The organism is Ruegeria sp. AJ12, from assembly GCF_056536245.1.
Genome location: NZ_JBQFJJ010000001.1, coordinates 3,124,230 through 3,148,341, shown reverse-complemented (window position 1 = coordinate 3,148,341; position 24,112 = coordinate 3,124,230). Strand labels below are relative to the sequence as shown.

General features: G+C 58.1%; 26 protein-coding genes. 14 read left to right on the top strand and 12 right to left on the bottom strand.

The annotated features are described in order from the left end of the window. Window positions 1-40: 40 nt before the first annotated feature. Window positions 41-3,385, bottom strand: coding sequence for a carbamoyl-phosphate synthase large subunit (gene carB, locus ACR3E0_RS15680; protein ID WP_480479745.1), 3,345 nt, complete (start codon window positions 3,383-3,385; stop codon window positions 41-43). A 178-nt stretch (window positions 3,386-3,563) separates the two neighbouring features. Here carB and ACR3E0_RS15675 point away from each other — a divergent pair, with 178 nt between their 5' ends. Genes ACR3E0_RS15675 through ACR3E0_RS15665 form a run of 3 tightly spaced genes read left to right on the top strand, consistent with a single transcriptional unit; the run spans window position 3,564 to window position 5,961 of the window. Continuing rightward, the gene (locus tag ACR3E0_RS15675; RefSeq protein ID WP_480479744.1) at window positions 3,564-4,691 is read left to right on the top strand and encodes an aminodeoxychorismate synthase component I; all 1,128 of its coding nucleotides are present in this window, start codon (window positions 3,564-3,566) and stop codon (window positions 4,689-4,691) included. Beyond that, window positions 4,646-5,293 carry an aminotransferase class IV family protein gene (locus ACR3E0_RS15670; protein WP_480479743.1) on the top strand — a complete coding sequence of 216 codons (648 nt, stop codon included), beginning with the start codon at window positions 4,646-4,648 and terminating at the stop codon, window positions 5,291-5,293. Before ACR3E0_RS15675 ends, ACR3E0_RS15670 begins: the two co-directional genes overlap by 46 nt. Continuing rightward, the gene (locus tag ACR3E0_RS15665) at window positions 5,290-5,961 is read left to right on the top strand and encodes a CPBP family intramembrane glutamic endopeptidase (RefSeq protein ID WP_480479742.1); all 672 of its coding nucleotides are present in this window, start codon (window positions 5,290-5,292) and stop codon (window positions 5,959-5,961) included. Before ACR3E0_RS15670 ends, ACR3E0_RS15665 begins: the two co-directional genes overlap by 4 nt. Window positions 5,962-5,963: 2 nt before the next feature. On the opposite strand, the gene ACR3E0_RS15660 is transcribed toward ACR3E0_RS15665, so the two are convergent. Further along, window positions 5,964-7,163 carry a class I SAM-dependent methyltransferase gene (locus ACR3E0_RS15660; protein WP_480479741.1) on the bottom strand — a complete coding sequence of 400 codons (1,200 nt, stop codon included), beginning with the start codon at window positions 7,161-7,163 and terminating at the stop codon, window positions 5,964-5,966. A gap of 233 nt (window positions 7,164-7,396) precedes the next feature. Between ACR3E0_RS15660 and aspS the strand changes: the two genes are divergently transcribed. Further along, on the top strand, window positions 7,397-9,172 hold the full coding sequence (gene aspS, locus ACR3E0_RS15655) for an aspartate--tRNA ligase (RefSeq protein ID WP_480481065.1): 1,776 nt from the start codon (window positions 7,397-7,399) through the stop codon (window positions 9,170-9,172). 260 nt (window positions 9,173-9,432) lie between these two features. Here the strand turns inward: aspS and ACR3E0_RS15650 are convergent, their stop codons facing one another. Further along, window positions 9,433-10,152, bottom strand: coding sequence for a response regulator (locus tag ACR3E0_RS15650; protein ID WP_480479740.1), 720 nt, complete (start codon window positions 10,150-10,152; stop codon window positions 9,433-9,435). A 136-nt stretch (window positions 10,153-10,288) separates the two neighbouring features. On the opposite strand from ACR3E0_RS15650, the gene mce reads away from it, so the two are divergent. Then, window positions 10,289-10,693: a methylmalonyl-CoA epimerase gene (gene mce / locus ACR3E0_RS15645; protein WP_480479739.1), complete on the top strand. Its 405-nt coding sequence runs from the start codon at window positions 10,289-10,291 to the stop codon at window positions 10,691-10,693. Window positions 10,694-10,714: 21 nt separating this feature from the next. Beyond that, on the top strand, window positions 10,715-10,990 hold the full coding sequence (locus tag ACR3E0_RS15640) for a DUF1467 family protein (RefSeq protein ID WP_480479738.1): 276 nt from the start codon (window positions 10,715-10,717) through the stop codon (window positions 10,988-10,990). 3 nt (window positions 10,991-10,993) lie between these two features. On the opposite strand, the gene ACR3E0_RS15635 is transcribed toward ACR3E0_RS15640, so the two are convergent. From ACR3E0_RS15635 to ACR3E0_RS15625, 3 genes are all read right to left on the bottom strand, one after another. Next, window positions 10,994-11,692 (bottom strand): EI24 domain-containing protein, encoded by a 699-nt coding sequence (locus ACR3E0_RS15635; RefSeq protein WP_480479736.1) that lies wholly within the window; start codon window positions 11,690-11,692, stop codon window positions 10,994-10,996. Beyond that, on the bottom strand, window positions 11,689-12,267 hold the full coding sequence (locus ACR3E0_RS15630; RefSeq protein ID WP_480479734.1) for a nitroreductase family protein: 579 nt from the start codon (window positions 12,265-12,267) through the stop codon (window positions 11,689-11,691). The genes ACR3E0_RS15635 and ACR3E0_RS15630 overlap by 4 nt, the downstream gene beginning before the upstream one ends. A 256-nt stretch (window positions 12,268-12,523) precedes the next feature. After that, window positions 12,524-12,772: a hypothetical protein gene (locus ACR3E0_RS15625; RefSeq protein WP_480479733.1), complete on the bottom strand. Its 249-nt coding sequence runs from the start codon at window positions 12,770-12,772 to the stop codon at window positions 12,524-12,526. Between the two features lie 121 nt (window positions 12,773-12,893). On the opposite strand from ACR3E0_RS15625, the gene ACR3E0_RS15620 reads away from it, so the two are divergent. The 5 genes from ACR3E0_RS15620 (at window position 12,894) to ACR3E0_RS15600 (ending at window position 14,850) form a co-directional block, all read left to right on the top strand. Continuing rightward, window positions 12,894-13,601 (top strand): M48 family metallopeptidase, encoded by a 708-nt coding sequence (locus ACR3E0_RS15620; RefSeq protein ID WP_480479731.1) that lies wholly within the window; start codon window positions 12,894-12,896, stop codon window positions 13,599-13,601. Then, on the top strand, window positions 13,598-13,966 hold the full coding sequence (locus tag ACR3E0_RS15615) for a YigZ family protein (protein ID WP_480479729.1): 369 nt from the start codon (window positions 13,598-13,600) through the stop codon (window positions 13,964-13,966). Before ACR3E0_RS15620 ends, ACR3E0_RS15615 begins: the two co-directional genes overlap by 4 nt. Before the next feature lie 70 nt (window positions 13,967-14,036). Beyond that, complete coding sequence (locus ACR3E0_RS15610) at window positions 14,037-14,288, top strand: DUF6455 family protein (RefSeq protein WP_480479727.1); 252 nt, start codon at window positions 14,037-14,039, stop codon at window positions 14,286-14,288. Further along, window positions 14,285-14,572 (top strand): DUF6455 family protein, encoded by a 288-nt coding sequence (locus ACR3E0_RS15605; RefSeq protein WP_480479726.1) that lies wholly within the window; start codon window positions 14,285-14,287, stop codon window positions 14,570-14,572. Before ACR3E0_RS15610 ends, ACR3E0_RS15605 begins: the two co-directional genes overlap by 4 nt. Then, window positions 14,572-14,850: a DUF6455 family protein gene (locus tag ACR3E0_RS15600; RefSeq protein WP_480479725.1), complete on the top strand. Its 279-nt coding sequence runs from the start codon at window positions 14,572-14,574 to the stop codon at window positions 14,848-14,850. Before ACR3E0_RS15605 ends, ACR3E0_RS15600 begins: the two co-directional genes overlap by 1 nt. On the opposite strand, the gene ACR3E0_RS15595 is transcribed toward ACR3E0_RS15600, so the two are convergent. Beyond that, window positions 14,833-15,075: a CDGSH iron-sulfur domain-containing protein gene (locus tag ACR3E0_RS15595; RefSeq protein WP_480479724.1), complete on the bottom strand. Its 243-nt coding sequence runs from the start codon at window positions 15,073-15,075 to the stop codon at window positions 14,833-14,835. The genes ACR3E0_RS15600 and ACR3E0_RS15595 overlap by 18 nt on opposite strands. A gap of 229 nt (window positions 15,076-15,304) precedes the next feature. On the opposite strand from ACR3E0_RS15595, the gene ACR3E0_RS15590 reads away from it, so the two are divergent. Continuing rightward, the gene (locus ACR3E0_RS15590) at window positions 15,305-15,493 is read left to right on the top strand and encodes a hypothetical protein (RefSeq protein WP_480479723.1); all 189 of its coding nucleotides are present in this window, start codon (window positions 15,305-15,307) and stop codon (window positions 15,491-15,493) included. A 142-nt stretch (window positions 15,494-15,635) separates the two neighbouring features. After that, window positions 15,636-15,992: a diacylglycerol kinase gene (locus tag ACR3E0_RS15585; protein WP_480479722.1), complete on the top strand. Its 357-nt coding sequence runs from the start codon at window positions 15,636-15,638 to the stop codon at window positions 15,990-15,992. A gap of 22 nt (window positions 15,993-16,014) precedes the next feature. Here the strand turns inward: ACR3E0_RS15585 and rimO are convergent, their stop codons facing one another. Continuing rightward, window positions 16,015-17,403 carry a 30S ribosomal protein S12 methylthiotransferase RimO gene (gene rimO / locus ACR3E0_RS15580; protein WP_480479721.1) on the bottom strand — a complete coding sequence of 463 codons (1,389 nt, stop codon included), beginning with the start codon at window positions 17,401-17,403 and terminating at the stop codon, window positions 16,015-16,017. A 95-nt stretch (window positions 17,404-17,498) separates the two neighbouring features. Between rimO and ACR3E0_RS15575 the strand changes: the two genes are divergently transcribed. Next, window positions 17,499-19,457 (top strand): AsmA family protein, encoded by a 1,959-nt coding sequence (locus ACR3E0_RS15575; RefSeq protein ID WP_480479720.1) that lies wholly within the window; start codon window positions 17,499-17,501, stop codon window positions 19,455-19,457. A 42-nt stretch (window positions 19,458-19,499) separates the two neighbouring features. On the opposite strand, the gene ACR3E0_RS15570 is transcribed toward ACR3E0_RS15575, so the two are convergent. The 4 genes from ACR3E0_RS15570 to ACR3E0_RS15555 are packed head-to-tail and all read right to left on the bottom strand — an operon-like array spanning window position 19,500 to window position 24,071. Continuing rightward, a complete protein-coding gene (locus ACR3E0_RS15570) occupies window positions 19,500-20,996 on the bottom strand; it encodes a phosphomannomutase/phosphoglucomutase (RefSeq protein WP_480479719.1) in 1,497 nt (498 codons plus the stop codon). A gap of 15 nt (window positions 20,997-21,011) precedes the next feature. Further along, window positions 21,012-21,845: a 3-deoxy-8-phosphooctulonate synthase gene (gene kdsA / locus ACR3E0_RS15565; RefSeq protein WP_480479718.1), complete on the bottom strand. Its 834-nt coding sequence runs from the start codon at window positions 21,843-21,845 to the stop codon at window positions 21,012-21,014. Between the two features lie 5 nt (window positions 21,846-21,850). Continuing rightward, window positions 21,851-23,434: a KpsE/RkpR family capsule polysaccharide export protein gene (locus tag ACR3E0_RS15560; RefSeq protein ID WP_480479717.1), complete on the bottom strand. Its 1,584-nt coding sequence runs from the start codon at window positions 23,432-23,434 to the stop codon at window positions 21,851-21,853. Continuing rightward, the gene (locus ACR3E0_RS15555) at window positions 23,412-24,071 is read right to left on the bottom strand and encodes an ABC transporter ATP-binding protein (RefSeq protein ID WP_480479715.1); all 660 of its coding nucleotides are present in this window, start codon (window positions 24,069-24,071) and stop codon (window positions 23,412-23,414) included. Before ACR3E0_RS15555 ends, ACR3E0_RS15560 begins: the two co-directional genes overlap by 23 nt. Window positions 24,072-24,112 lie beyond the last annotated feature (41 nt).

Below are 24,112 nucleotides of genomic sequence, written 5' to 3'. Positions count from 1 at the left end.
CCGGAACTGCTCCGGGGCTTTTTCATGGATTGCGATATTCCTATCCCTGCAATGACTTGACCTCAACATCTCCTTCAGCTTGGGCCTTGATCGCAAGAGCCGCAGCATGGCTTGCCGCTGCTGTGGTGAAATACGGGATCTTGTCGTACAGGGCGATGGACCGGATGACCTTGCTGTCCTCGACCGCCTGCGTCCCCTCGGTGGTGTTCATCACCAGTTGAACCTGCCCGTCTTTCAGCATGTCGGCCACGTCCGGACGGCCCTCATAGACTTTGTTGACCAGATCGCAGGCCACGCCCTGATCGGCCAGCCAAGCCTGCGTGCCGCGCGTGGCGACCAGTGCGAAGCCGCGCTCGGCCAGAACCTGAGCGGCCTCAATCATTGCAGCGGACTTGTCGGCGTCCTTGATCGATATGAAGGCGCGCCCCGAGGAGGGCAGAACCATGCCCGCGCCCATCTGGGCCTTGAGGAAGGCGCGTGGGAAATCGCGGTCCCACCCCATGACCTCACCGGTCGAGCGCATCTCCGGGCCCAGAATTGTGTCGACGCCGGGAAAGCGGGCAAAGGGCAGCACCGCCTCCTTCACCGAGAACCACGGCATGTTGGGATCGGCAAGTGTCATTTGATCCGCGATCTTGGTGTCCTGACCTTCCTGATATGGTGGACGCATAGGGAAATTCGCCAGCTTCTCACCTGCCATGACGCGCGCCGCTATCGACGCAATCGCACTGTCGGTGGCCTTGGCCACAAAGGGCACCGTTCTTGAAGCGCGCGGGTTCACTTCGATCAGGTAGATCTCATCATCCTTGATCGCGAACTGCACATTCATCAGGCCTACAACATTCAGCGCCTTGGCCAGCTTGAACGCCTGATCCTTGATCTGGTCGAGGATTTCCTTTGACAAAGAATAGGGCGGCAGCGAACAGGCTGAATCGCCGGAATGGACGCCAGCCTCTTCGATATGCTGCATGATGCCGGCCACGTGCACGTCGGTGCCGTCACACAGCGCATCCACGTCCAGTTCAACCGCGCCTGCCAGATAGCTGTCCAGCAGAACCGGGCTGTCGCCCGAGACCACAACGGCCTCGTTGATGTAACGTTTCAGTTGGTCCATATCGCGGACGATTTCCATCGCGCGCCCGCCGAGCACGTAAGACGGGCGGATGACCAGCGGAAAGCCGATCTCTTCCGCGATTTCCAGCGCTTCTGCGTCGGTCGACGCGATTCCGTTTTTCGGCTGTTTCAGGTTCAGATCGTTGACCAGAGCCTGAAACCGTTCACGGTCTTCGGCAAGGTCGATCGCGTCCGGCGTTGTGCCAAGGATCGGGATGCCTTCGGCCTCCAGCGCGTTGGCCAGCTTCAGCGGGGTCTGGCCGCCGAACTGAACGATGACGCCATGCAATGTGCCGTTTTCCTGTTCCTTCGTCAGGATTTCCATGACGTGCTCAAACGTCAAAGGTTCGAAATACAGCCGGTCCGAGGTGTCATAATCAGTCGATACCGTCTCGGGGTTGCAGTTGATCATGATGGTTTCATAGCCCGCATCGGTCAGCGCGAAACAGGCGTGGCAGCAGCAATAGTCGAACTCGATGCCCTGACCGATCCGGTTCGGACCCCCACCAAGGATAACAACTTTCTTACGGTCGGAGGGGCGTGCTTCACACTCGACTTCGCCCATCATCGGGGCCTCATAGGTCGAGTACATATAGGGCGTCTGCGCCTCGAACTCGGCGGCGCAGGTGTCGATGCGTTTGAAAACGGCGGTGACGCCCAGATTGCGGCGGGCGCGGCGGACGTTGTCTTCGTCCCGACCCGTCAGGTTGCCCAGACGCGCATCAGTGAAACCCAGCATTTTCAGCCTGCGGATACCGTCTTCGGTCACCGGTAGGCCTTCCTTGCGGACCTGACGCTCGGCTTCGATGATCTCGCGGATGCGGGCCAGGAACCATGGGTCGAACTTGGTGACGCCGAAGATTTCATCGTCGGACAAGCCGTGGCGCATGGCCTGCGCGATCGTGCGCAGACGGTCGGGGGTCTGCTGGCTGATCGCTTTGATCACGGCGGCTTTGTCGTCGGCCTGATCCCAGACACCGACGTTCAGGCCTGGAATTTCAATTTCGTCGAACCCGGTCAGACCGGATTCCATAGAGGCCAGCGCCTTTTGCATGGATTCGTGGATGGTGCGGCCGATGGACATCGCCTCACCCACCGACTTCATGGCGGTGGTCAGGTAGGGTTCGGAACCGGGGAACTTCTCGAACGCAAATTTCGGGATTTTGGTAACGACATAGTCGATGGTCGGCTCGAACGAGGCGGGCGTGACCTTGGTGATGTCATTGTCCAACTCGTCAAGCGTGTACCCCACGGCCAGCTTTGCGGCGATCTTGGCAATCGGGAAGCCGGTTGCCTTGGATGCCAGCGCCGAAGACCGCGACACGCGCGGGTTCATTTCGATGACGACCATACGGCCGTCATCCGGATTGATCGCCCATTGCACGTTCGAGCCGCCGGTCTCAACACCGATCTCGCGCAAAACGGCAATCGAGCCGTTGCGCATGATCTGATATTCCTTGTCGGTCAGCGTCAGGGCAGGGGCCACGGTGATCGAGTCGCCTGTGTGCACGCCCATCGGATCGACGTTTTCGATGGAGCAGACGATGATCGCGTTGTCGGCGGTGTCGCGCACCACCTCCATCTCGTATTCTTTCCACCCCAAAAGGCTTTCGTCGACGAGGATCTGGTTGACGGGCGAGGCATCCATGCCCGAGCGGCAGAAATGAATGTAATCCTCGCGGTTATAGGCCACACCACCGCCGGTCCCGCCCAGAGTAAAGGCAGGGCGGATGATGGCGGGCAGGCCAATCTCTTCCAGCTCGTCCAGTGCCATCTGCACACCAGCATCCAGATCGGCGCTGCCGTCTTCCTTGCGGGGTGCGGTCACGATGGTCGCCTTGGGGTTTTCCAGACCCAGCCGGTCCATCGCCTCGCGGAACAGCTTGCGGTCTTCGGCCATCTCAATGGCGTCACGTTTCGCGCCAATCATTTCGACACCGAACTCGTCCAGCACGCCCATCTCTTCCAGAGCCAGCGAGGTGTTCAGACCGGTCTGCCCACCCATGGTGGGCAGCAGGGCATCGGGGCGTTCTTTCTCGATGATCTTGGCGACAACCTCGGGTGTGATCGGCTCAATATAGGTCGCGTCCGCCAGACCGGGGTCGGTCATGATCGTCGCGGGGTTCGAGTTCACCAGAATGACCCGATAGCCTTCTTCCCGCAGTGCCTTGCAGGCCTGGGCACCGGAATAGTCGAATTCACACGCCTGGCCGATGACGATGGGACCCGCCCCGATGATCATGATCGACTGGATGTCGGTTCTTCTCGGCATGGCCCAATTCCTTCGATTTCCCGCGAGTCAGGGGCACCGCCCAAGCGCCCAAATTGTCCTGCGTTATAGGGACCGCGCGAAAAGGTGCAAGGGGGATCGGAAACAGGGACGAAATTGCCGCTTTCCCCCCTTTCCCCTAGCCGCGTATTGTCTATACCGCGCAACACGGCCAATGAGGATGCAATTGCGTATTCGTTTTGATCAGGGACCAGCCGGGGCAGGCACCTGTTTTGACCAACCGCTCCGGATTATCCGCGCGGAAGAAGCGGAGGAGGTGCCCGCGGCGTTGGCAGCGATAGACGACGCGCGCGCGCAGGGTGGCTGGCTGGCGGGCTATGCCAGCTACGAACTGGGATACGTGTTGGAGCCGTGCCTCTCCGAGCGTTTGCCGAAGGATCGTCGTCTGCCGCTGTTGAGCTTTGGCGTGTATGATCCCCCCAAGACATGTTATTTACCAAAGCCTGCGAGCGGGATTACCGCCTTTCAGCCGCGATGGGACGAAATACGCTATTCTCGTGCGTTTGAGGTCGTCCACGAGGCGATTGGCGCCGGTGACATCTATCAGGCCAACCTGACCTTCCCCATCGATCTGACCGTTCAGGGCGACAGCGGATCGCTGTACGCCGCGCTTGCCGCACATCAGCCCGTTGGACACGGGGCGTTGATCGAGCAGGATGGTCTGCCGGACCTTCTCAGCCGATCACCCGAGTTGTTTTTCCGTACGGACGAAACGGGGCGTATTGAAACGCGGCCCATGAAAGGGACCCAGCCCCGCAGTGAAGATCTGTCCGAGGACGCCCGTCGCCGAAATTTTCTGTCCGTGGATGAAAAGAACCGGGCTGAGAACCTGATGATTGTCGATTTACTGCGCAACGATATCAGCCGCGTGGCCCTGCCGGGAACCGTCAAGGTCCCCGAACTATTCAAGGTGGAAACCTATGCGACGGTGCATCAGATGATTTCGCTGGTACAGGCGCAGCTGCAAATCGGGGCCGCGCTGTCTGATGTTCTGAAGGCTTTGTTCCCTTGCGGCTCGATCACCGGAGCGCCCAAGATACGGGCGATGGAGATTCTGTCGGAGCTCGAGCCCTGGCCACGGGATATCTATTGTGGAACAATCGGCTGGGCCGCACCGGATGGGCGATCTGAGTTCAACGTGGCGATCCGGACCTTGATGGTCGAGCAGGGCACGGCCACGCTGAACGTGGGCGGTGGCGTTGTCTGGGACAGCACTGCCCCTTCGGAATATGAGGAAGCGCTATGGAAGGCCCGCTTTGCGCGCCAATTGAGCCTGATTTCCGCCTGATCGAAACGCTTGGGTACAAGCCTGAACAGGGATTTGTGCGTCAAGCTCGGCATCTGGCGCGACTGGCGCGAACAGCTGCGGCTCTGTCCGTGCCTTTCTCGGAAGAGAAAGCCCTTGATGCTTTGTCCGGGGTGACAGGAGACCTGCCGCTCAGGTGCAGGCTGACCATGGACGCTTTGGGTGTGTTCGACATAACCACAGCCTCATTGGCGCCCAATCCACCCATGTGGCGGGTGGCCATCGCAGACTCGAGGCTATCGTCATCTGATGTCTGGTTGAAACACAAGACAACCCGCAGGGCGATCTACGACGCTGCGCGGGCGTCGATGCCCGAAGGTGTTGATGAGGTTCTGTTCCTGAACGAACGCGACGAACTTTGCGAAGGCTCGATCACGAACCTCTTCCTTTCGACGAAGGATGGGCAAATCCTCACGCCGGCCTTGTCTTGCGGTTTGCTGCCGGGTGTCCTGCGCGAAGAACTGCTGGAAAAAGATACCGTTTCCGAAGCCACGTTGACCTTGACCGATCTGCAAAGCGCACAAATTGTATTCATGGGGAATTCGCTACGCGGGTTGATCCCCGTGGAGTTGGTGGGGCAGTGAATAAAGAAAGCACGATGATCGGCTCTCCGGTGTCGCTGGTGCGGCTGCGCATTGAGTTTGGTCTGTTTTACATTGCGGTGCCCTTGGCTATCGCTGTTCTTTTCCCACCTGACTGGATGTTTCCAGCCCTGTTTGCCTTCACCGGCCTTGGGATCGTGTTGCTGCATTGGACCCCTGGTTTTCACTGGGCCGAGTTGCGTTATGAGTGGGCGAATTGGTCATGGCGCGAAGTGGCTGTTTTTGCGGTCTTCATGTCTGCGTTTTGTATTGCACTGATTCAGATCACCCGACCCGAGGCCGCCTTTTTTCTGTTGCTGAACCGGCCAGAGATGCTGGCGTTTATCTGGATCGGGTATCCGCTGGCCTCAGCGCTGCCGCAGGAACTCTTGTTTCGTTCGCTGTTTTTTCGACGCTATCACGCAATCCTGCCCGATGGGCGCAAAGCCTATGTGCTGAACGCAGCCATCTTTTCCTTTGCCCATCTCATGTATTGGAGCTGGATTGTTGCCGGTATGACGTTTGCGGGCGGGCTTTTGTTCACCTGGGCCTATCGGCGACGCGGGTCGTTTTTCTATGCGGTCTTGCTGCACGCGATCGCTGGCAACATCATTTTTGCCGTCGGATTGGGCGTATATTTTTACTCCGGAAACGTACAGCGCCCGTTTTGACTTTATTCCGCCGCGTCGCGGATTCGATGATGATGCAGATACATGTAATCGCGCGTGAGCGGGACGATATCGCGCCGATGGCCCAGCTGAAGCTGGAATACGGTTTGATCCCGTTCCTCGAACACCAGAATGCACGCCGTCAGGTAGAACCGCCACATTCGGATGAATCTGTCGTCATACATGGCGCGCACCTGATCCAGATTGCGCTCGAACCTGTCGCGCCAATGGCGCAGCGTCTTGGCGTAGTGCAGACGCAGGCTTTCGATATCCAGATACCACAGTCCGGTTTTCGAAATCGGTTCAATCAGCTCGGAAAGCGAAGGCACATAACCTCCGGGGAAGATGTATTTGTTCAGCCACGGAGACTGGTTGGTCGGTGGCCCGTTACGCCCGATTGAGTGGATCAGGGCAACGCCGTCCGGCTTCATCAACTCGGCGACCTTGTCAAAATACGTTTGAAACTGCGGGGCACCCACATGTTCGAGCATTCCGACCGAAACGACACGATCGAATTCGCCCTGTAACTCCCGATAATCCATGAGACGGATATCAATGCGGTCCTGCAAACCGGCATTGCAAATGCGCCGGCTCGCCGTTTCGTACTGGTTTTTTGACAGGGTCAGCCCTGTGACCCGGGCCTTGTGGTCGCGTGCCAGCGTCAGGGCCAGACCGCCCCAGCCGCACCCGATATCGACCACCGTCATGCCGGGTTCCAAATGCAGTTTGCGCGCGATATGCGCTTTCTTGGCGCTTTGGGCCTGTTCGAGGGATGTATTCGGTGCTTCGAAATAGGCGCAACTGTACTGCATGTCCTGATCCAGCATCAGGCGGTAAAACGCGTCGGACAGATCATAGTGATGCGCCACGTTTCGCCGCGACAGATTGCCAGAATTGCGTTGCCTGATGGGGCGTAAGAGATATGCAAAGCTCTCCTGCACGCGCTGAAGGGTCGGCAGGCGCCCGTTGGCGGCGTTTCGAATCGCGATCCGCATCGCGTTTTCCAGCGACCCGTCCCCGGCTGTCAACACACCGTCCATATAGCCTTCGCCGAAACCCAATTCGGGATTGCGTACCAGTCTGGGCAGCAAGGAAGCGTCATGAATGCAAATACGCGCCGTCGGCGCCGTCCCGTCGCCATACGTGTGCGTTATTCCGTCCGGGTACGTCACGTGCAGCGTGCCTTGCGCAATAAACCGCTGCATTATGCGATCGAAAATAGCTTGCCACATGAGCCGAACATCTCCTTTCGAAAAGGCCTGGCTCCCGCAGATGGGGATCAACTATTCAAGTTCACTGTATTGAAAACATACCTCAAAAAATGAATTTGTCTTCCTTTTGGATAACATCACGTGCGACTTGTCGCCGAACCCTTGACTTCCCGTGGGGATCGCGGTGTATCGGCGCGATGAATTTTGCGCCCGAAGGGATATGTTCCATGCACGCCTATCGCAGCCACACCTGCGCCGCTCTGACCGCCGCCAATGTTGGCGACACCGTTCGCCTGTCCGGCTGGGTGCATCGGGTCCGAGATCACGGGGGCGTCCTGTTCATCGATCTGCGTGACCACTTTGGTGTGACACAGGTGTTGTGCGATGGCGACAGCGCGGCCTTTGCCGAACTGGAGAAAGTCCGCTCGGAATGGTGCATCCGCATCGATGGCACGGTCAAGGCGCGTGACGCGGACTTGGTGAACCCGAAGCTGCCGACAGGTGAGATCGAGGTTTACGTGCGTGCGCTGGAAGTTCTGGGTGCCGCCGATGAACTGCCGCTGATGGTCTTTGGTGATCAGGAATACCCTGAGGAAACCCGCCTGCGCTATCGCTATCTGGACCTGCGCCGCGAGGCGATGCAGCAAAACATGACCCTGCGTTCGGACGTGGTCGCCTCGATGCGCCGCCGCATGTGGGATCAGGGGTTTCGCGAGTACCAGACGCCGATCATCACCGCCTCGTCACCCGAGGGCGCGCGCGACTTTCTCGTGCCGTCCCGCCTGCACCCCGGCAAGTTCTATGCGCTGCCGCAGGCCCCGCAGCTGTTCAAGCAGTTGATCATGGTGTCGGGCTTTGACAAATACTTCCAGATCGCACCGTGCTTCCGGGATGAAGACCCGCGCGCGGATCGTTCACCCACCGATTTCTACCAGCTCGATCTCGAGATGTCCTTTGTCGAACAGCAGGACGTGTTCGACACGATCCAGCCGGTTCTGACCGGAGTGTTCGAAGAGTTTGGAGGCGGTCGCAAAGTTGATCAGGACTGGCCGCAGATTTCCTATAAGGATTCAGCCCTTTGGTATGGCACAGATAAGCCGGACCTGCGCAACCCGATCAAAATGCAGGTGGTCTCGGACCATTTCCGTGGATCTGGATTTGCCATCTTTGCCAAACTGCTGGAGCAGGATGGCACCGAAATCCGTGCGATCCCCGCACCGACGGGTGGCAGCCGCAAATTCTGCGACCGCATGAACGCCTTTGCCCAGAAAGAAGGCCTGCCCGGCATGGGTTACATCTTCTGGCGCGATCAGGGCCAAGGGATGGAGGCTGCGGGTCCTCTGGCCAAGAACATCGGCCCCGAGCGCACCGAGGCGATCCGCCAACAGCTGGGTCTGGGCGTTGGTGATGCGGCGTTCTTCCTCGGCGGCAAGCCGAAAGTCTTTGAAAAGGTTGCAGGAAAGGCCCGTGATGTCATTGGTGAAGAGCTCGGCCTGACCGAAAAAGACCGCTTTGCCTTTGCCTGGATCGTGGATTTCCCGATCTACGAGCAGGATGACGAAACCGGCACCATCGACTTTGAGCACAACCCGTTCTCGATGCCCCAGGGTGGGATGGACGCACTGCAGGGCGATCCGCTGGACGTGCGCGGCTATCAGTATGATCTGGCGTGCAACGGGTATGAGCTGGTCTCGGGTGCGATCCGGAACCACAAGCCCGAGATCATGCTGAAAGCCTTTGAACTGGCCGGCTATGGCGAGGAGGAAGTCAAAAGCCGGTTTGGCGCGCTTTACAATGCCTTCCATTTCGGCGCTCCGCCGCATGGGGGCTGTGCAGCGGGCATCGACCGGATTGTGATGCTGCTGGCGGACGAGGCGAACATCCGCGAAGTCATGATGTTCCCGATGAACCAACGTGCCGAGGACCTGATGATGGATGCCCCGTCTGACCCGACATCGGATCAGTTGATGGAACTGGGGTTAAGGATCATCCCGCAAGACTGATGTGAAACCGCTCGCTAGGCGCGGGCGGCTTGTTTCGAAGGCAAGACCTGATCCCGACATAGCTGCTTGAGCCGGGTATGACCTGGTGGCTCTGCACGGGCTCACCTGCTGCGGATGCCATAAAAAGTCGGAAGTCGGATTAGTCCAGCGGGTTACCCAGCGACTCGCGATTGATCCGAATGCTGCGCGCAGCATGACGTGTTTGACGGTACATCCAAAAACACACCAGCGACGCGGTGATGAAATACGCTGTCACCATCTCAAATCGCCTCCCGCTGTTCCAGACGATTTTGCACAAGGCCTGCGACCTGAGCGGCCTGAGCCGTGACTGGGGTGCCCTGCGCGCGCGAGGCGGCAAGCCGCCGGGCGGCTTCCGCTAGAACCATGTCGTCTGCCTCACGTGCGACGCCGCGCAGAAACTGAGCTGCATAGTCCAGTGTGCGGGCGTCGTTTGGCCCAGTCAGCACATCTGCGATATGGGCCATGTCATCCTGATAGGCCATCGGATCGGGGCGTATAACCTCGTCCCGGACCGAGTGGAGGTCACTTGGGCGCCGGTCCTCAGGCAGGAGTTGCAAGATTGATTTCTGAAAATAAGACATTGATTTTATAGGTTTGGACAGGAAACCATCCGCGCCCGCGTTGAGGGCCGCCGGTTCATTGCAATCGTCGCCCGACATGCCCAGTATCGCGCCGATACGGGGGGAGGCGTCTGCGAGATCGGCAAGCAGATCGGCCCCTGACCCATCTGGCAGCCCCATATCAACCAGAATGACAGAAGGACGATAAATCTGCAGATGACGCCGTGCGGATTTAAGACAATCTGCCCGCCGGATGCGCGCGCCGCTGTACAAACACATGAGACGTATCACATCACAGGCATACCGGCTGTCTTCGACAACCAGAATGGTCTGACCCAGCAAGGGCCGTCTTGCGGTGGGCATGGCGGCCGCGGTGGCGAATGGGTCCGAATCGTCCATGGCAGGTCTCCTCTTCAGCAGATGCTTCACGCTAGGAACTTCTGGCTAACACAGGGTTAACGGGCGATTTGGCGCACTTGTCCTTTGGCGGGACTGGCCCCATAACCCATGCAACGCAGAACGAAAGGAAACTGTCATGATCGGTCGCCTGAACCACGTCGCCATTGCCGTTCCGGATCTCGAGGCGGCGTCCGAGCAATACCGGAGTGCGCTGGGCGCCAAGGTCGGTGCGCCTCAGGATGAGCCGGATCATGGCGTGACCGTTGTCTTTATCGAACTACCCAATACCAAAATCGAACTGCTTTATCCGCTAGGCGACGACAGCCCCATCAACGGATTTCTCGAAAAGAACCCTGCAGGTGGTATTCACCACGTGTGTTACGAGGTCGAAGACATCCTGGCGGCGCGCGATCATCTCAAGGCCACGGGTGCACGTGTTTTGGGGTCGGGTGACCCCAAGATCGGCGCGCATGGCAAGCCGGTGCTGTTCCTTCACCCCAAGGACTTCAACGGCTGCCTGGTCGAGCTTGAGCAGGTGTAATCTAATCCCGGAGGCCCCGAAATGACCATCACCGCTGCCCTGGTCCTGTTTGCCGTCATCTGGTTTCTAACGCTGCTTGTGGTTTTGCCCATTCGCATCAAGACGCAAGGTGACCTGGGCGAAATCGTTCCCGGCACGCATGCGGGTGCCCCGGAAATCCATCACATGAGGAAAAAGCTGTGGATCACCACCGGCGTGACCGTCGTGCTGTGGGCCATCATTGCGGGCATTATTTTGTCGGGCATGATCTCGGTGCGGGATTTCGACTGGCTGAATCAGCTCGAACCCCGCGAGTGACCTTTAGGGTCGCTCACTCGCAAGGTTGTGAAAAATATGAGTGAACGTGGCAGCGCCGATGATCGGGATGATCAGGTTCACCAGCGGGATGGACAGCGGGATGGCCATCAGTGTACCGGCGACCCAAACGGTTGTTGAGTGCTTGGCCCGAAGTTGCCGCGCACCCTCGCGGCCCAACCTGCGCATGGCGGCCAGCGTGAAATACTCCCGGCCCAACAGAAATCCGTTCATGGCCCAGAAGATAAAAGGCGCCAGCGGTGTGAACATCACATACAGGATCAAGGCCAGAATGTTGGCCACGATTAGGACGCCCAGGAAGCTTACGCCATCCCACAACGCTTCGGAAAACGGTATCCTGGGGGCGGCAGGTAAACTGGCGTAGTGCTTGTCCTCGACCGCCTGCGCGACTTCATCAAGAAATATCGAAGTGATCGCAGAGGCTACAGGGACCATTAGGAAAACGGGCAGCACCAGGATGAGAAGAATACCCGAGTAGTTCAGCACATCGTTCAGCCACGGTACCGCACCGATGAAAGGCAGGGAAATCTCATTGCCCGACAGAGAGTTGATGAACCAGATCGCTCCTGCACAGGCGACTACTAACAAAAGGATCGTCAGACCCACACCGCGCAACAAAACTGCCCGGAACTTGGGGTCGCCAATTTGACCTAATGCGGCAAAGAAGCTGTTCAGAATGATCATTCCGTGACCCATTCCGTCAGCGCGGCTATGTCCGGTCGCGGACGTTCGGGTGGCGTGCGGCCCTCTGTCGCGATGTGGATCAGCCCGGCCAGACGCTCGTTATCCGCCAGCCCCAGCGCCTTTTTACAGAAGTCGCGATCATGCGATTGCCACCCTGACAACCAGTTTGCGCCCCAGCCAGCAGCCAGCGCTGCGTTCAGCAAAGCCAGGCAAACGGCGCCCGTCGAATAAGTTTGCTCGATGGCGGGGATCTTGTCCGATTGTTTTTGCACTTCGATCACGGCAACCGCCAGAAGACCCATCTCGAATTGGGTGCGCGCCTTGGCGATATCCTCGGGGCTCTTGCCCAAAGCGCGCCCGCATTCCTCGGTCAGGTCGGCCAATCGTGGCATAGCGCCCTTCTGGATCACGATGAACCGCCAGGGTTCAAGCTTTCCGTGATCCGGGCTCCGCGCCGCAGCGGTCAACAACGGAAGCAACTCGTCTCTGGTAGGGGTTGGCTCGACCAGCGTCTTCGCAGGGCGGGACCGGCGCGATTGCAGAAATTCAAGGGCAGCCGGGTTCTTCAGGGACATATGTTAACTTCCTTTACATGATCCGTCTGTAATTTGGTCGGCAGTGCCCTGGTTTCAAGGGCATCGGAGCAGGTTTCACGGATCAATTTCACCCCGGGGCCGCACATGCAAGGACATAGGAGTCAATGTATTGCCAACGGCCAACTCGAAATGGGACACAATGCGAATACCCGAATTCCAACGGATTAGCTCTAAGCTGAACAAGTCGGCACATTCCATGTCGTTCCGCGAAAAATACGCGCGAAACCGCGAGTGCCTAGGAGTCCTGACGCTGAGATTCGCGAATCTGATAAACCCCTTCGGGCAGGTCCAGCGCAGCCGCCAGGTCGCGGACCTGTTCCGGTGACAGGGTGATCTTTTGGATCTGTTCCGTACGCGGGTCCAACTGTTCCAAAGTTACGCATTCCGCGAAACTGTTGATCACCACGTCCTCTTGCAGCGGCTTTGTGCCTTCATCCACCAGAGTAATGACTGTCGAGTCGAATTCATGCTCAATAGAAAACATACGCGCAGAGTGCAGGTCGATGGCACCCATTGCAACCCGTTGATTGGCGTACTGCGTATGGTCGCGCCGGATTGGCTGCGTTATGTTGGGTATGCAGCACGACTGGCCTGAGGGAAACGGAATGCGCGGCTTGATTTTCTTACTGGTTTCGCTGCTTTTGGTGGCCTGCGATACGGAGACACTCCGTGTACAGCCTGCGGACGAGTGGGATGTGTCGGTTCCCGGCACACAAGTCACCGTCGAAACATTCCGGGAGGTCAGCCGGGCGATCGGGGCCGAGGCTAAAACTCAGTGTCTGCGTCAGGCCAGACGCCAGAATTGTGATTTCAGAATCCTGGTCGATCTGAACCCAACTGCGCCAGCCAACGCATTCCAGACCTTGGATGAAAACGGGCAACCGGTGATCATTTTTACACGTTCGATGATTCGGTCTGCCCAAAATGCCGACGAGCTTGCTTTTGTCATGGGGCACGAAGCGGCGCACCATGTGCTTGGACATATTGCCCGGCAATCCGAGAATGCCAGCGCAAGCGCGGCCACGTTCGGGGATCTGGCACGGTTGCGCGGTGCCAACGATGCCGAGATCGAAGAGGCGCAGCAGTTGGGCGCGAAGGTTGGTGTGCAGGCCTATGTAAAGGACTTCGAACTCGAAGCGGACCAATTGGGCACCGTCATTACCTACAAGGCGGGATACAACCCGTTGGTCGGCGCCAAGTTTTTTGACCGAATTCCAGATCCCGGAGACAGGTTTCTGGGATCGCACCCGCCAAACGCTGAGCGCGTTGAGATCGTATTGGAAACAGCGAAATCTCTGGGTCTGACTCAGTGACGGTTGTAACGCGGCTGGGGGTCGTTCTCACGGATCGTGGGTCCAAATATGCTGTATCGGGCGCGCCTGTCAGGTCAAGAAGCGAGGTTGACGCTGCATTGGTTGCTCTCAAACTCGACAAGAACTATGCAAAAGCCACGCACAACACATGGGCTGCCATCCTGCCGACCGGTGGCCTGAAGGCAGATGACGGGGAAAGCGGCGCTGGGATGGTGATTCTGCGTATGATGGAGCGGGCCGGCCTGAGCAACCACGTGATCATAGTAACCCGCTGGTACGGTGGCAAAAAACTGGGCGGTGATCGTTTTCGCCGGGTGCAGGATGCAACGCGTGCCTATCTGGATCACATCAGCATCAGGCCTTGACCTGTATCAAAGGCTTTGGTGGCCCAAGCCGGTACCCTGATTCCCAAGCACAAATGGGAAAGGACACCGCATGCCCAGCCGAGAAACCCTGCGACTTCACGCCGGACTGGTTGACGATATGGCCAGTATGCTCGACGTCGACCTCGAAGCTGCCGCCATCGGCGGGAACATCACGATTGATCAGATTTCCGATGCTGTCATCAACTGCGCGGCATGCCCCAATCCTGATCATTGCCAGGATCTCCTGAACCAGACCACCGCAATGGAACGAACACCGGAATACTGCAGAAATCAGGAGTTGCTTCATAAGCTGATGCCATGAGCAGAGACATGCATATGCCGCACCTTGGGGACGTCATGACCCATCTTCGGCTTGTCTTGCGGATGGGCCAAGTCACCGGCACGGATATCGTCGCGGCGCATCGTCGCGGAACCCTGAGCCAGAGAGACTGGGCCGACATGATTCAGTTCTGCAGGGGATGTTCATGGGCACGGGATTGCCCGGAATGGCTGAAAAGACATGAAACCGTCGTAGATGCCCCGTGTACCTGCCCAAACCGGACACGATTTGCGGCGCTAAAATCTACTCAGATGAGGGAAGACTGATGCGGCACGTACCTTTGGGAGATATCGAGAAACATTTCTGGCTGACACGGTCTGTCGCACGGTGCGTGGGCGTCTCGCTCACCGACGCAATGGCCGAAGGTCAGCTTTCTCCGGAGGGCTATGCCGAGTTGGTCACCCGTTGCCGCGCGTCCCAATGCAACGGTCGCTGCGAAGCCTGGCTGGCTTCGCAGCATGAACTTGCGGCCTCAGCCCCGGAGTTTTGCGCAAACGCCGACACCCTGAATGCGCTTTCGGAGCGTTTAAAGCCGGGAGTGTGACCCGTCGCATAGTGGCGTCTTGGAAGAATGCTTGCAGCCGCAAAAGAAAACCTTTTTGCTCTCTTCCGCCGTATACTTAACAGGTTCCAGCCCGGTTCCATTGTGCGAGCCATCGCAGAAAGGCTGCCGTTTGGATTTGCCGCACGCACACCAGAAGTAGTTTTTCCCTTCCTCGACGTCGACCGGAAAAGGTGAGGTCTGGGCAATAATCGGTGCGTCTGACATGTGGCTACTCCGTCTTTGGCTGATGTCGTGGCAACAGTTTAGAGCCATGGGCGGAAAAGGGTAGCGGGACACGTTACCACAGGGATTGTGATGGGCTGCGCAGGCATGGTTTCGCCTTCCTTCATGCTCATGCGACCGATGCTGTTGCCAGAATGAACTGCACCTCGTATTCTGGGAACGGCCCCGAAAAACTGGGCAATATCAGAAAAGTAATAGAGGATTGACGGACATGAAACTCAAACTCGCTGCCGTTGGCGCATTTGCTCTGATCCTGACTGCCTGTGCGCAGCAGGAAGAACCGACCCCGGTTTTTGTTCAGCCCAGCTATGACAAGGCCGGTACGCCCAGCTGCCCAGGCGGGTATGAACTGGCAACAACCGAAGCAGGCCAGACCGTCTGTAACCCGGTTACTCAATAAGTGTTCCGCAGGCGGTCCTGTTCGGGACCGCCTGCACACAGTCCGCAAGGAAAGCCGCCTTTTTGGGGTGGTTTTTTCGTGCCCGTCTCGTGCCAGACAACAATCCTGCCCCACGGATTATGAGCTGTAGGCCCTAGGACCGATGTTGTACTTCTTTTCCCGCCTAAAGGACCGGACCCGTTGGAGCTGGCAGGGTGTGCTGGCAACCTGGAAAGCGGAGTACTCGTTCCGGGTCTGGACGTGGGCAAACCTGATTTCAGTCATACTGGCGCTTTGGCTGCCAATAGGTGCCGCCGAACGCGCGCTGGTCCTTGTACTCGGCATCCTGGTGCTGGTGGCCGAGCTGTTCAACACAGCCATTGAGCGTGCGGTAGATCACACATCTGTTGATCATCACGAACTGGCCGGTCAGGCCAAAGATGCGGCCAGCGCCGCGGTTGCGCTGACAGCCATAGCGGCAGGAGTTGCATGGGTCGTGGCTTTGCTTGGGCTACTTTAAAAACAGATTGGCCTCACCCGGATCAGACCGCCTTGCCCCAAAGATCATACTCACCGGCTTCATCCACCACCACGGTCAGGATGTCACCCGCTTTAAGGTTATCGAATCCTTCATCGATGAACAGATTCCCGTCAATCTCAGGGGCGTCGGACTTGGTGCGGCAGGTGGCGGCCTGATCGTCGACCTCATCCACGATCACGTCGATCGTTTGCCCGACCTTGGCCTGCAGCCTGGCTTCTGAGATGGCTTGTGCCTTTTGCATGAAGCGCTCCCAGCGGTCCTGCTTGACATCATCAGGGACATGGTCGGGCAGGGCGTTTGATCGCGCACCGGCAACGTTTTCGTACTGAAAGCAGCCAACGCGATCCAGTTGGGCTTCATCCATCCAGTCCAGCAGGGTCTGGAATTCGGCTTCGGTTTCTCCGGGATATCCGACGATGAAAGTCGATCTCAGGGTGATATCGGGGCATACCGCGCGCCAGGCGCGAATTTCTTCCAGCGTCCTGGCAGAAGCCGCTGGGCGCGCCATGCGCTTCAGAACGTCCGGGTGCGCGTGCTGAAACGGAATGTCCAGATAAGGCAACAGGTTGCTGCCCGCATCCGCCATCATCGGAATCAACTCACGCACATGCGGGTAAGGGTAGACATAGTGCAGGCGTACCCAGGCCTCCATCTGGCCCAGCTCGCGCGCCAGGTCGGTGATATGGCTGCGAACGTCGCGGTCTTTCCACGGGTTTGTGTCGTATCTGCGGTCGAGCCCATAGGCGGAAGTATCCTGAGAAATCACGAGGAGTTCCCGCACACCGTTTTCGACCAGCTTTTCCGCCTCGCGCAGGATCGCATGGGCCGGGCGGCTGGCCAGTTTGCCCCGCATATCGGGAATGATGCAGAATTTGCACTTGTGGTTACAGCCCTCGGATATCTTGAGATAGCTATAGTGGCGTGGCGTCAGTTGCACGCTGCTGGCAGGCAGCAAATCCACGAATGGATTTGGGTCTGGCGGCACGGCGGCGTGCACGGCATCCAAAACCTGCTCGTACTGGTGCGGCCCGGTGACGGCCAGAATTCGGGGATGGTGTTCGCGAATATAGTCGGGCTCGGCCCCCAGACATCCTGTGACAATGACTTTGCCGTTTTCTACCAATGCCTCGCCGATGGCATCCAGTGATTCCGCCTTTGCGCTGTCAAGGAACCCACAGGTATTCACGATCACGGCATCGGCACCCGCATAGTCGGGCGATATGCCGTATCCTTCGGCCCGTAACCGGGTCAGAATGCGCTCGCTGTCGACCAAGGCCTTGGGACAGCCCAGTGAGACCATGCCTATGGTGGGCTGGTCGGAATGCGGCGTTTCGGTGATCCGGGCGGCAGGTGCAAGGTCCGGACGGAGGTTCGGCGGATTTGTTGTCATTGCGCGGCATATAGTGAGGAACACTTCCCCTTGCAAATACCACGCGCGGTCAGAATGATAAAACACAAGACAAGCCCAAAGGCGGAGAGCTGAAAATGAAATGGCTGTTGCGCATCCTGTTCATTCTTGTGGCGGTTTTCGGGCTGGTTGTTGGCGCTTTGCTGTTGATGCCCGGCGACAAACTGGCGGACATTCTGGCGGAACAGGTGCGGGCGGAAACCGGACGGGAGTTGACGCTGTCGGGGGATGTGCACTTGTCCTTCTGGCCCGTTCTAGGGATGGAAACCGGACCGGTCACCTTTGGAAATGCCCCGTGGGCGGGGCCCGAACCGATGCTGAGCGCTGACAGCCTTGCTGTGGGTGTTGATGCTGCGGCCTTGATTGCGGGAGATCTGCGGATCAAACGGGTGTTTGCCGACAACCCGGTGTTGCGGCTGGAACTGTCAGAGGGACGCGGCAATTGGGAACTGGGTGCACCTGCCAGCCCGCCATCGACAGGAGGTGGCAGTGGTGCGTCCACAGCCGACGATGCAAAACCGGTGACGCTGGATCGTCTTGAACTGACAGACGCGCGGCTGATTTACATCGAAGACGGCGCAACCAAGCTGGATTTTGCAGACGTCGTCCTGTCGGCAAGTTGGCCGGATGTCACGGCACCGATGGTGATGGAGGCAGGTATGCCCGTTCCCGGCGGCGAAGTGCAAGTCGACCTTAAAATACCGGATTTGCCAGCCTTTTCGTCCGGGACGGTGACACCGTTGGAACTGGCGTTGAAGGCACCGGGTGGTGAGATCGGTTTTGACGGGCGCGTGAATCTGGCCGGTGAAATGGATGGCAAAACACAGGTTGTGACAACCGACACCGAAAAGATGCTGGCTGCCTTCGGACAGGCGGGCGTGTCTGTGCCACTGGGTTTGGGGCGGGTCGCAAGTGTTTCCGGACACATGACCTATACGAAGGACGGGCGCGTTTCTTTGCGCGACATGATCGCCAAACTGGATAGCAACCAGTTCGCAGGCGAGGCCGATATCGCAATCTCGAACCCACCACAGATCACGGCACGGCTGAACACCGGCGATCTGGACCTTTCGAATTTTGATGACGGCCAGGCACCTGCTTCTGGCAACGGTTCGGGCACCGCAACCTCTGCGGGCAGCGGCTGGTCCACAACGCTGATCGATGCGTCATCCTTGTCGCTTGCAAACGGTAAAATCAGGCTTACCGCTGACTCGATTGCGGTTCCGGGACTGAAATTTGGGCCGAGCGATCTGACGCTGAACCTGGATCGCGCGCGTGCGGTTTTAGAGATGCATCCCGCCTCGCTGTTTTCGGGCCAACTCAACGGTCAGGTGGTCGCGAACAATCGCAATGGCCTGTCGGTTGGGGGAAATCTGAAAGCATCGGGGATAGACATGCAGCAGGCCCTGTCGGCACTGGGGGGCATCAAGCGGCTGTCGGGAACCGGATCGGGCGCAGTGGAGTTTCTGGGTGTCGGACAAACCGAAGATCAGATCATGCGCTCGCTCAGTGGCAAAGGAAGTATCGATGTCGGGAAAGGCGTGATTTCCGGCTTTGATCTGGACCGTCTGATGGGGCGCGGTACGGGATCCGGCGGCACGACGGTGTTCAACAGTATGACAGCCAGTTTCACCATCGACCAAGGTGTTCTGACCAACAACGACCTGTTGATGTTGCTGAACAATTTCCGAGCCGATGGCACAGGCACGGTCAACATAGGCGGCCAGAGCATCGACTATCTGTTCACGCCCGTTGCCTTGCGGGCGAACTCTGGTCAAGGCATCTCGGTGCCGGTGCGTATCGTTGGTCCGTGGAGCGATCCTTCGATCAAACCTGATCTTACGAAAGTCATCGAAGCCGCGGCGGAAGGAAAAATCAAAGATCTTGAGACAGACGCCAAGCAAAAGGTTCTGGACAAGGTCGGTAACGAGTTGAACACCACGATTACAGACAGTGATCAAATCGAAGACGCCCTGAAGAACAAACTTGAGGAAGAGGCCAAGAAAGGACTGCTAAAGCTGTTCGGCGGTGACTGAATATCTGCCGCACGAACCTTGGGGGGTAGAATGCCCCCCGTTTCAGATGGTCTGATCGTAGTCGCCCACGTCGGGCTCAGTCCGGATGACGGCGTCGATATCTGCGAATATCGCGCGCATCTCATCCTCGCTTTCGCTGCTTTCACACACGACAACCAGATTTGGCGTGTTCGATGACGCCCGCACCAGGCCCCAGCTGCCATTGTCCAAAATGACACGGGCGCCGTTGACGGTGACGACCTCCTTGATCGACCGGCCGGCAAAACTCTCACCGGCCTCCGCTTTGGCCACCAGCTTATCAACCAGCCGCTGCAGGATGTCGTATTTTTCAGTGTCAGCAGCATAGGGTGACATCGTCGGGGTGGACCATGTTTTGGGCAGCGCTTTGCGCAAGTCCGACATGCTCTTATCCGGGTTGCGGTCCATCAGTTTGCAGATTTCTACGGCGACCCGCATCCCGCAGTCATATCCGCGCCCGATGGGCTCAGCCAGAAAGTAGTGGCCGGACTTTTCGAACCCGGCGAGCGCGCCGATGTCCTTGACCCGACGCTTCATGTGGCTGTGGCCGGTTTTCCAATAATCCGCCCTGACGCCCTGCGCCTGCAACTCTGGGTCGCTGGCAAACAGACCGGTCGATTTCACGTCTGCGACAAAGGTTGATCCCGGGTAGAGCTTGGCCAGATCCCGGGCCATGATCACACCGACCTTGTCGGCAAAAATCTCTTCGCCTTCATCGTCGACCACGCCACAGCGATCGCCGTCACCGTCAAACCCAAGCGCGAGATCAGCGCCGCTGGATTTCACTGAAGCGGCCATATCATGCAGCATTTCCATGGCCTCGGGGTTTGGGTTGTAGTTCGGGAAAGTGTAGTCCAGCCGGTTGTGGCTGGGTACAATCTCGACCCCAATGCGTTCGAAAATCTCAGGCGCAAAGGCGGACGCGGTGCCGTTACCGGTCGCACATACAACCTTCAGCGGCCGCGACATTTTGAAATCGCCGACCAGATCGTCGATATAGGCTTCTTTCACACCCTCGACGAACTCATAAGATCCGCCGGTTCGGGCAACTCCTTCGCCGTTCAGGACAATATCGCGCAGCTCTGCCATTTCGTCCGGGCCGTGCGTCAACGGACGCTCGAAACCCATTTTGACCCCGGTCCAGCCGTTTGGATTGTGGCTGGCGGTCACCATCGCCACGGCAGGCACGTCCAGATGGAACTGCGCGAAATACGCCATCGGGCTGAGTGCGGGGCCGATATCCTTGACCTGAATCCCGGCCTGCATCAGCCCCAGGATCAACGCGTTCTTGATGGCCAGCGAATAGTCGCGATAGTCGTTACCCACCGCAATGACGGGCTCAATTCCGCGCTTGTGAATCTGGGTGCCCAGTCCCAAACCAAGGGCGGTCATCCCCGGCAGATTGATCTCATCGGGGTATTTCCAGCGCGCGTCATATTCCCGGAACCCTGTGGGTCTGATCATCGCGTCGCGCAGAAAGCTCCAGGTGTTGGGGGTCACCTCGGGGATTGGTTTGGTCATAACAAATCTCAATGGTTAAATCTGAATTGGGTTGGCCTTGGCCAACGCATCAAAGCGCATCAATGTGTCAACAAGGTGGGGCATCTGATCAAGGTAGATCATATTTGGCCCGTCACACGGCGCGTTGTCCGGGTCCTGATGTGTCTCCATGAATACTGCAGCAGCGCCGACTGCCACCGCGGCACGGGCCATCACAGGTGCAAACTCGCGCTGACCACCGGACGAGCCTCCGTGACCACCGGGTTGCTGCACCGAATGGGTGGCATCCATCACGACCGGATATCCGGTCTGCGCCATTTGAGGGAGCGAGCGCATGTCGGCGACCAGAGTGTTATAGCCAAAGGTCGTGCCGCGTTCGGTCAACAGGATGTTCCGGTTTCCGGTGCTCTCGATCTTGGAGACGATGTTGGGCATCTCCCACGGGGCCAGAAACTGGCCTTTTTTGACGTTGATCACGGCACCTGTGTTGCCCGCAGCCAGCAGCATGTCTGTCTGGCGGCACAAGAAAGCCGGGATTTGCAATACGTCCACCGCCTCAGCGGCAACAGCGCATTGCGCTTCGGTGTGAACATCGGTCAGGACCGGAATACCCATCGTCTTGCGGATATCGTCCAGAACCTGCAGTCCGGCCTCAATCCCCATGCCGCGTTTGCCGGACAATGAGGTGCGGTTGGCCTTGTCATACGAGGCCTTGAAAACATACTGCGCGCCCGCAGCATCACAGGCCTCTTTCATGGTGCCCGCGATCATCTGCGCATGGTCTGCCGTTTCAAGCTGACATGGGCCCGCAATGATGGTCAGCGGAAGATCGTTGCCGACGGTCAGGTCGGAGATTTTTACATGTTTCATGGGTCTTACGAGGATACCTGTTCACGAAGGACCGACGCGGTAAGCGAGATCATCAGGTAGATACCAGCAAACAACAGGAAAGCCAAAATCGTATTTTCGAACTTGCGCGGATAGCTGGGTTCCTGGCTTGGAACGGGGTTCACGGAGACCGTCAGATACCGTACCTGACGGTTCGCCTCGGTGCGTGTGGTTTCCATATGCTGCATCGCGGTTTGCAGCATCATGTCGCGCGCTACCAGATCGGCCTGAGCCATCTGAATTCGCACGCTCAGCCGGGCCAGCGAGTTTTCGCCGGCGGAGGCATCCAGCATCTCGGCATTCAGGTCCGCGAGTACTGTCTCCAGACGGGCGATATCACCGCTGACGCCGTCAACCTTGGCCTGATTGGGGCGCAGGTTATCTTGCAGAGCTGCCAGTTCAAGCTCTTTGTCCTGCAGCAGAATCTCGATTTCGTTGATACGGGCCCGCAAGCTGGCAATCACGTTCTCAGGATCAAGCACAGCGCCCTGAAGTTGAAGTTCGATCAGATCTTCCTGCGCCTGCCGGCGCGACTCCTGCGCTGATTCAAAGCTTTGCAGCGCATCACGCATCTGATCTTCGCGTTTCTTCTCGGATAGGGCATTGACGCGGTCTTCGGCATAAGAGATGAGTCGCTCGGAAAACTCGGTCGAGGTCTGGGCATCCGGGGCTGCAACCTCCATTCGGATGACGCCTTCGGTGGGATCGTATCCGATGGTAATCATGCGTTTGTACAGCTTGTACGCATCTTCCAATGTGGCGTCTGGTGCCAGCCTCTGGACGGGATCGATCCAATCCTGCTTGAAAACATCGGAAAATCCGGCGTCGCGATCCAGCAACAGCAACGCTTCTTTAGATTCGAGGAACGACTGGACCGAGATCGAATCCTGGGTCGTGGCAAATTGTGTTCCCGCCAACAGGCCGCCAATCGCGCCGGGTCCGCCATCGGCCTGCAGAATCAGGAATTCTGAATCACTGGCGTACATCGGGGTCGCGACGCGATAGAAATAGTATCCGACGATCAGCGTCGGCAGCAGCACGAAGACCGCCAGTCGCGCGAACAACGTAAAGAGTTTGCGCCTGCGTCTGCGTGCGATGTCCTTTTGAATCTGGCCAATCTCAAGGTTGCGGCGTTCAGACGGGCTCAGTTCCGGACCGGGCAGGTTCGGTTGTTTACCTTGGACGGGTTCCGGCAACTGGATTTTGACGTCGCCCTTGGACGCTGTGTCTGCGTCTTTGTCCACCCGCTTCGCCGTCGCTAGGTCCAACAGATTGGTGCGCTCGAAAGGGTCGATACCTTTTTTGCGCAACAGCCGCACGGCGTCATAATCTGATGTCGCGGCCAATCCGTGTTTCTGCGCCAATCGTCGTGCGATGCGCAACTGGCGCCCCGTCAGCCCTTCGCGCTTGATGTCATCCAGTTCCGCGCTGGGTTGAGAGTCAATCGATGCGGCCGTGTTTTGCGTGGCGCCGCGGATGCGCGCGATCGCGTCCGCACGTGCCTCGGCTGTGCCTTCGCTTTGCCTTTGGCGCCGCCAGTTGTATTTTTTAACCTTGGGTTTCGTAGTCATATAACTGCTTTGCCTCTTCCAAGGTTTCAAACATGTAAAGCTGCCCGTCCAACAGAACTGCGGCCTGCTGCGCGAATTTCTCAAGGGTGGAGGGGCTGTGGGACACGATCACCAGTGTCGTGGTGCGCAATCGCTCCTGCAGGATGGACCCCGCCTTCTTGTTGAACTCCACATCCGTTGTCGCGGGCATGCCCTCGTCAATCAGGTACATGTCAAAGTCCAGCGCCAACATCAGAGAAAAGGTGAACCGCGCCCTCATCCCCGAAGAATAGGTTGCAAGCGGCTGGTTGAAGTATTCACCCAATCCGCACAACCACTTGCAGTAGGCTTCGACATAGTCCGGGTCCATGCCATAGATTTTGGCGATGTAGCGCGCATTTTCCAGCGCCGACATCTTGCTGGACACACCGCCCGTGAATCCCATCGGAAAAGACACCCTGCATTCCCGCCGGATAACGCCTTCATCAGGTTTCTCAAGCCCGGCCATCATATTGATTAACGTGGTTTTTCCGGTTCCGTTCGGCGCCAGAACACCGAGAGACTTGCCGATTTCGATGCGAAACGACACTTGATCCAGAATCACCTTGCGGCGCGTCCCGGTCCAGAAGGATTTGCTGACATTCTCGAATTCAAGCATTCGCAGCCTGCTGCTCAGTCCGTTTGTGTGTCGCTCGTTAG

Excerpts from the sequence above, each read along its gene's own strand:
- carB (WP_480479745.1), bottom strand. The coding sequence starts at position 3,385 with ATGCCGAGAAGAACCGACATCCAGTCGATCATGATCATCGGGGCGGGT.
- ACR3E0_RS15675 (WP_480479744.1), top strand. The coding sequence starts at position 3,564 with ATGCAATTGCGTATTCGTTTTGATCAGGGACCAGCCGGGGCAGGCACC.
- ACR3E0_RS15670 (WP_480479743.1), top strand. The coding sequence starts at position 4,646 with ATGGAAGGCCCGCTTTGCGCGCCAATTGAGCCTGATTTCCGCCTGATC.
- ACR3E0_RS15660 (WP_480479741.1), bottom strand. The coding sequence starts at position 7,163 with ATGCAGCGGTTTATTGCGCAAGGCACGCTGCACGTGACGTACCCGGAC.
- aspS (WP_480481065.1), top strand. The coding sequence starts at position 7,397 with ATGCACGCCTATCGCAGCCACACCTGCGCCGCTCTGACCGCCGCCAAT.
- ACR3E0_RS15650 (WP_480479740.1), bottom strand. The coding sequence starts at position 10,152 with ATGGACGATTCGGACCCATTCGCCACCGCGGCCGCCATGCCCACCGCA.
- mce (WP_480479739.1), top strand. The coding sequence starts at position 10,289 with ATGATCGGTCGCCTGAACCACGTCGCCATTGCCGTTCCGGATCTCGAG.
- ACR3E0_RS15640 (WP_480479738.1), top strand. The coding sequence starts at position 10,715 with ATGACCATCACCGCTGCCCTGGTCCTGTTTGCCGTCATCTGGTTTCTA.
- ACR3E0_RS15635 (WP_480479736.1), bottom strand. The coding sequence starts at position 11,692 with ATGATCATTCTGAACAGCTTCTTTGCCGCATTAGGTCAAATTGGCGAC.
- ACR3E0_RS15630 (WP_480479734.1), bottom strand. The coding sequence starts at position 12,267 with ATGTCCCTGAAGAACCCGGCTGCCCTTGAATTTCTGCAATCGCGCCGG.
- ACR3E0_RS15625 (WP_480479733.1), bottom strand. The coding sequence starts at position 12,772 with ATGTTTTCTATTGAGCATGAATTCGACTCGACAGTCATTACTCTGGTG.
- ACR3E0_RS15620 (WP_480479731.1), top strand. The coding sequence starts at position 12,894 with ATGCGCGGCTTGATTTTCTTACTGGTTTCGCTGCTTTTGGTGGCCTGC.
- ACR3E0_RS15610 (WP_480479727.1), top strand. The coding sequence starts at position 14,037 with ATGCCCAGCCGAGAAACCCTGCGACTTCACGCCGGACTGGTTGACGAT.
- ACR3E0_RS15605 (WP_480479726.1), top strand. The coding sequence starts at position 14,285 with ATGAGCAGAGACATGCATATGCCGCACCTTGGGGACGTCATGACCCAT.
- ACR3E0_RS15600 (WP_480479725.1), top strand. The coding sequence starts at position 14,572 with ATGCGGCACGTACCTTTGGGAGATATCGAGAAACATTTCTGGCTGACA.
- ACR3E0_RS15595 (WP_480479724.1), bottom strand. The coding sequence starts at position 15,075 with ATGTCAGACGCACCGATTATTGCCCAGACCTCACCTTTTCCGGTCGAC.
- ACR3E0_RS15590 (WP_480479723.1), top strand. The coding sequence starts at position 15,305 with ATGAAACTCAAACTCGCTGCCGTTGGCGCATTTGCTCTGATCCTGACT.
- ACR3E0_RS15585 (WP_480479722.1), top strand. The coding sequence starts at position 15,636 with ATGTTGTACTTCTTTTCCCGCCTAAAGGACCGGACCCGTTGGAGCTGG.
- rimO (WP_480479721.1), bottom strand. The coding sequence starts at position 17,403 with ATGACAACAAATCCGCCGAACCTCCGTCCGGACCTTGCACCTGCCGCC.
- ACR3E0_RS15575 (WP_480479720.1), top strand. The coding sequence starts at position 17,499 with ATGAAATGGCTGTTGCGCATCCTGTTCATTCTTGTGGCGGTTTTCGGG.
- ACR3E0_RS15570 (WP_480479719.1), bottom strand. The coding sequence starts at position 20,996 with ATGACCAAACCAATCCCCGAGGTGACCCCCAACACCTGGAGCTTTCTG.
- kdsA (WP_480479718.1), bottom strand. The coding sequence starts at position 21,845 with ATGAAACATGTAAAAATCTCCGACCTGACCGTCGGCAACGATCTTCCG.
- ACR3E0_RS15560 (WP_480479717.1), bottom strand. The coding sequence starts at position 23,434 with ATGACTACGAAACCCAAGGTTAAAAAATACAACTGGCGGCGCCAAAGG.
- ACR3E0_RS15555 (WP_480479715.1), bottom strand. The coding sequence starts at position 24,071 with ATGCTTGAATTCGAGAATGTCAGCAAATCCTTCTGGACCGGGACGCGC.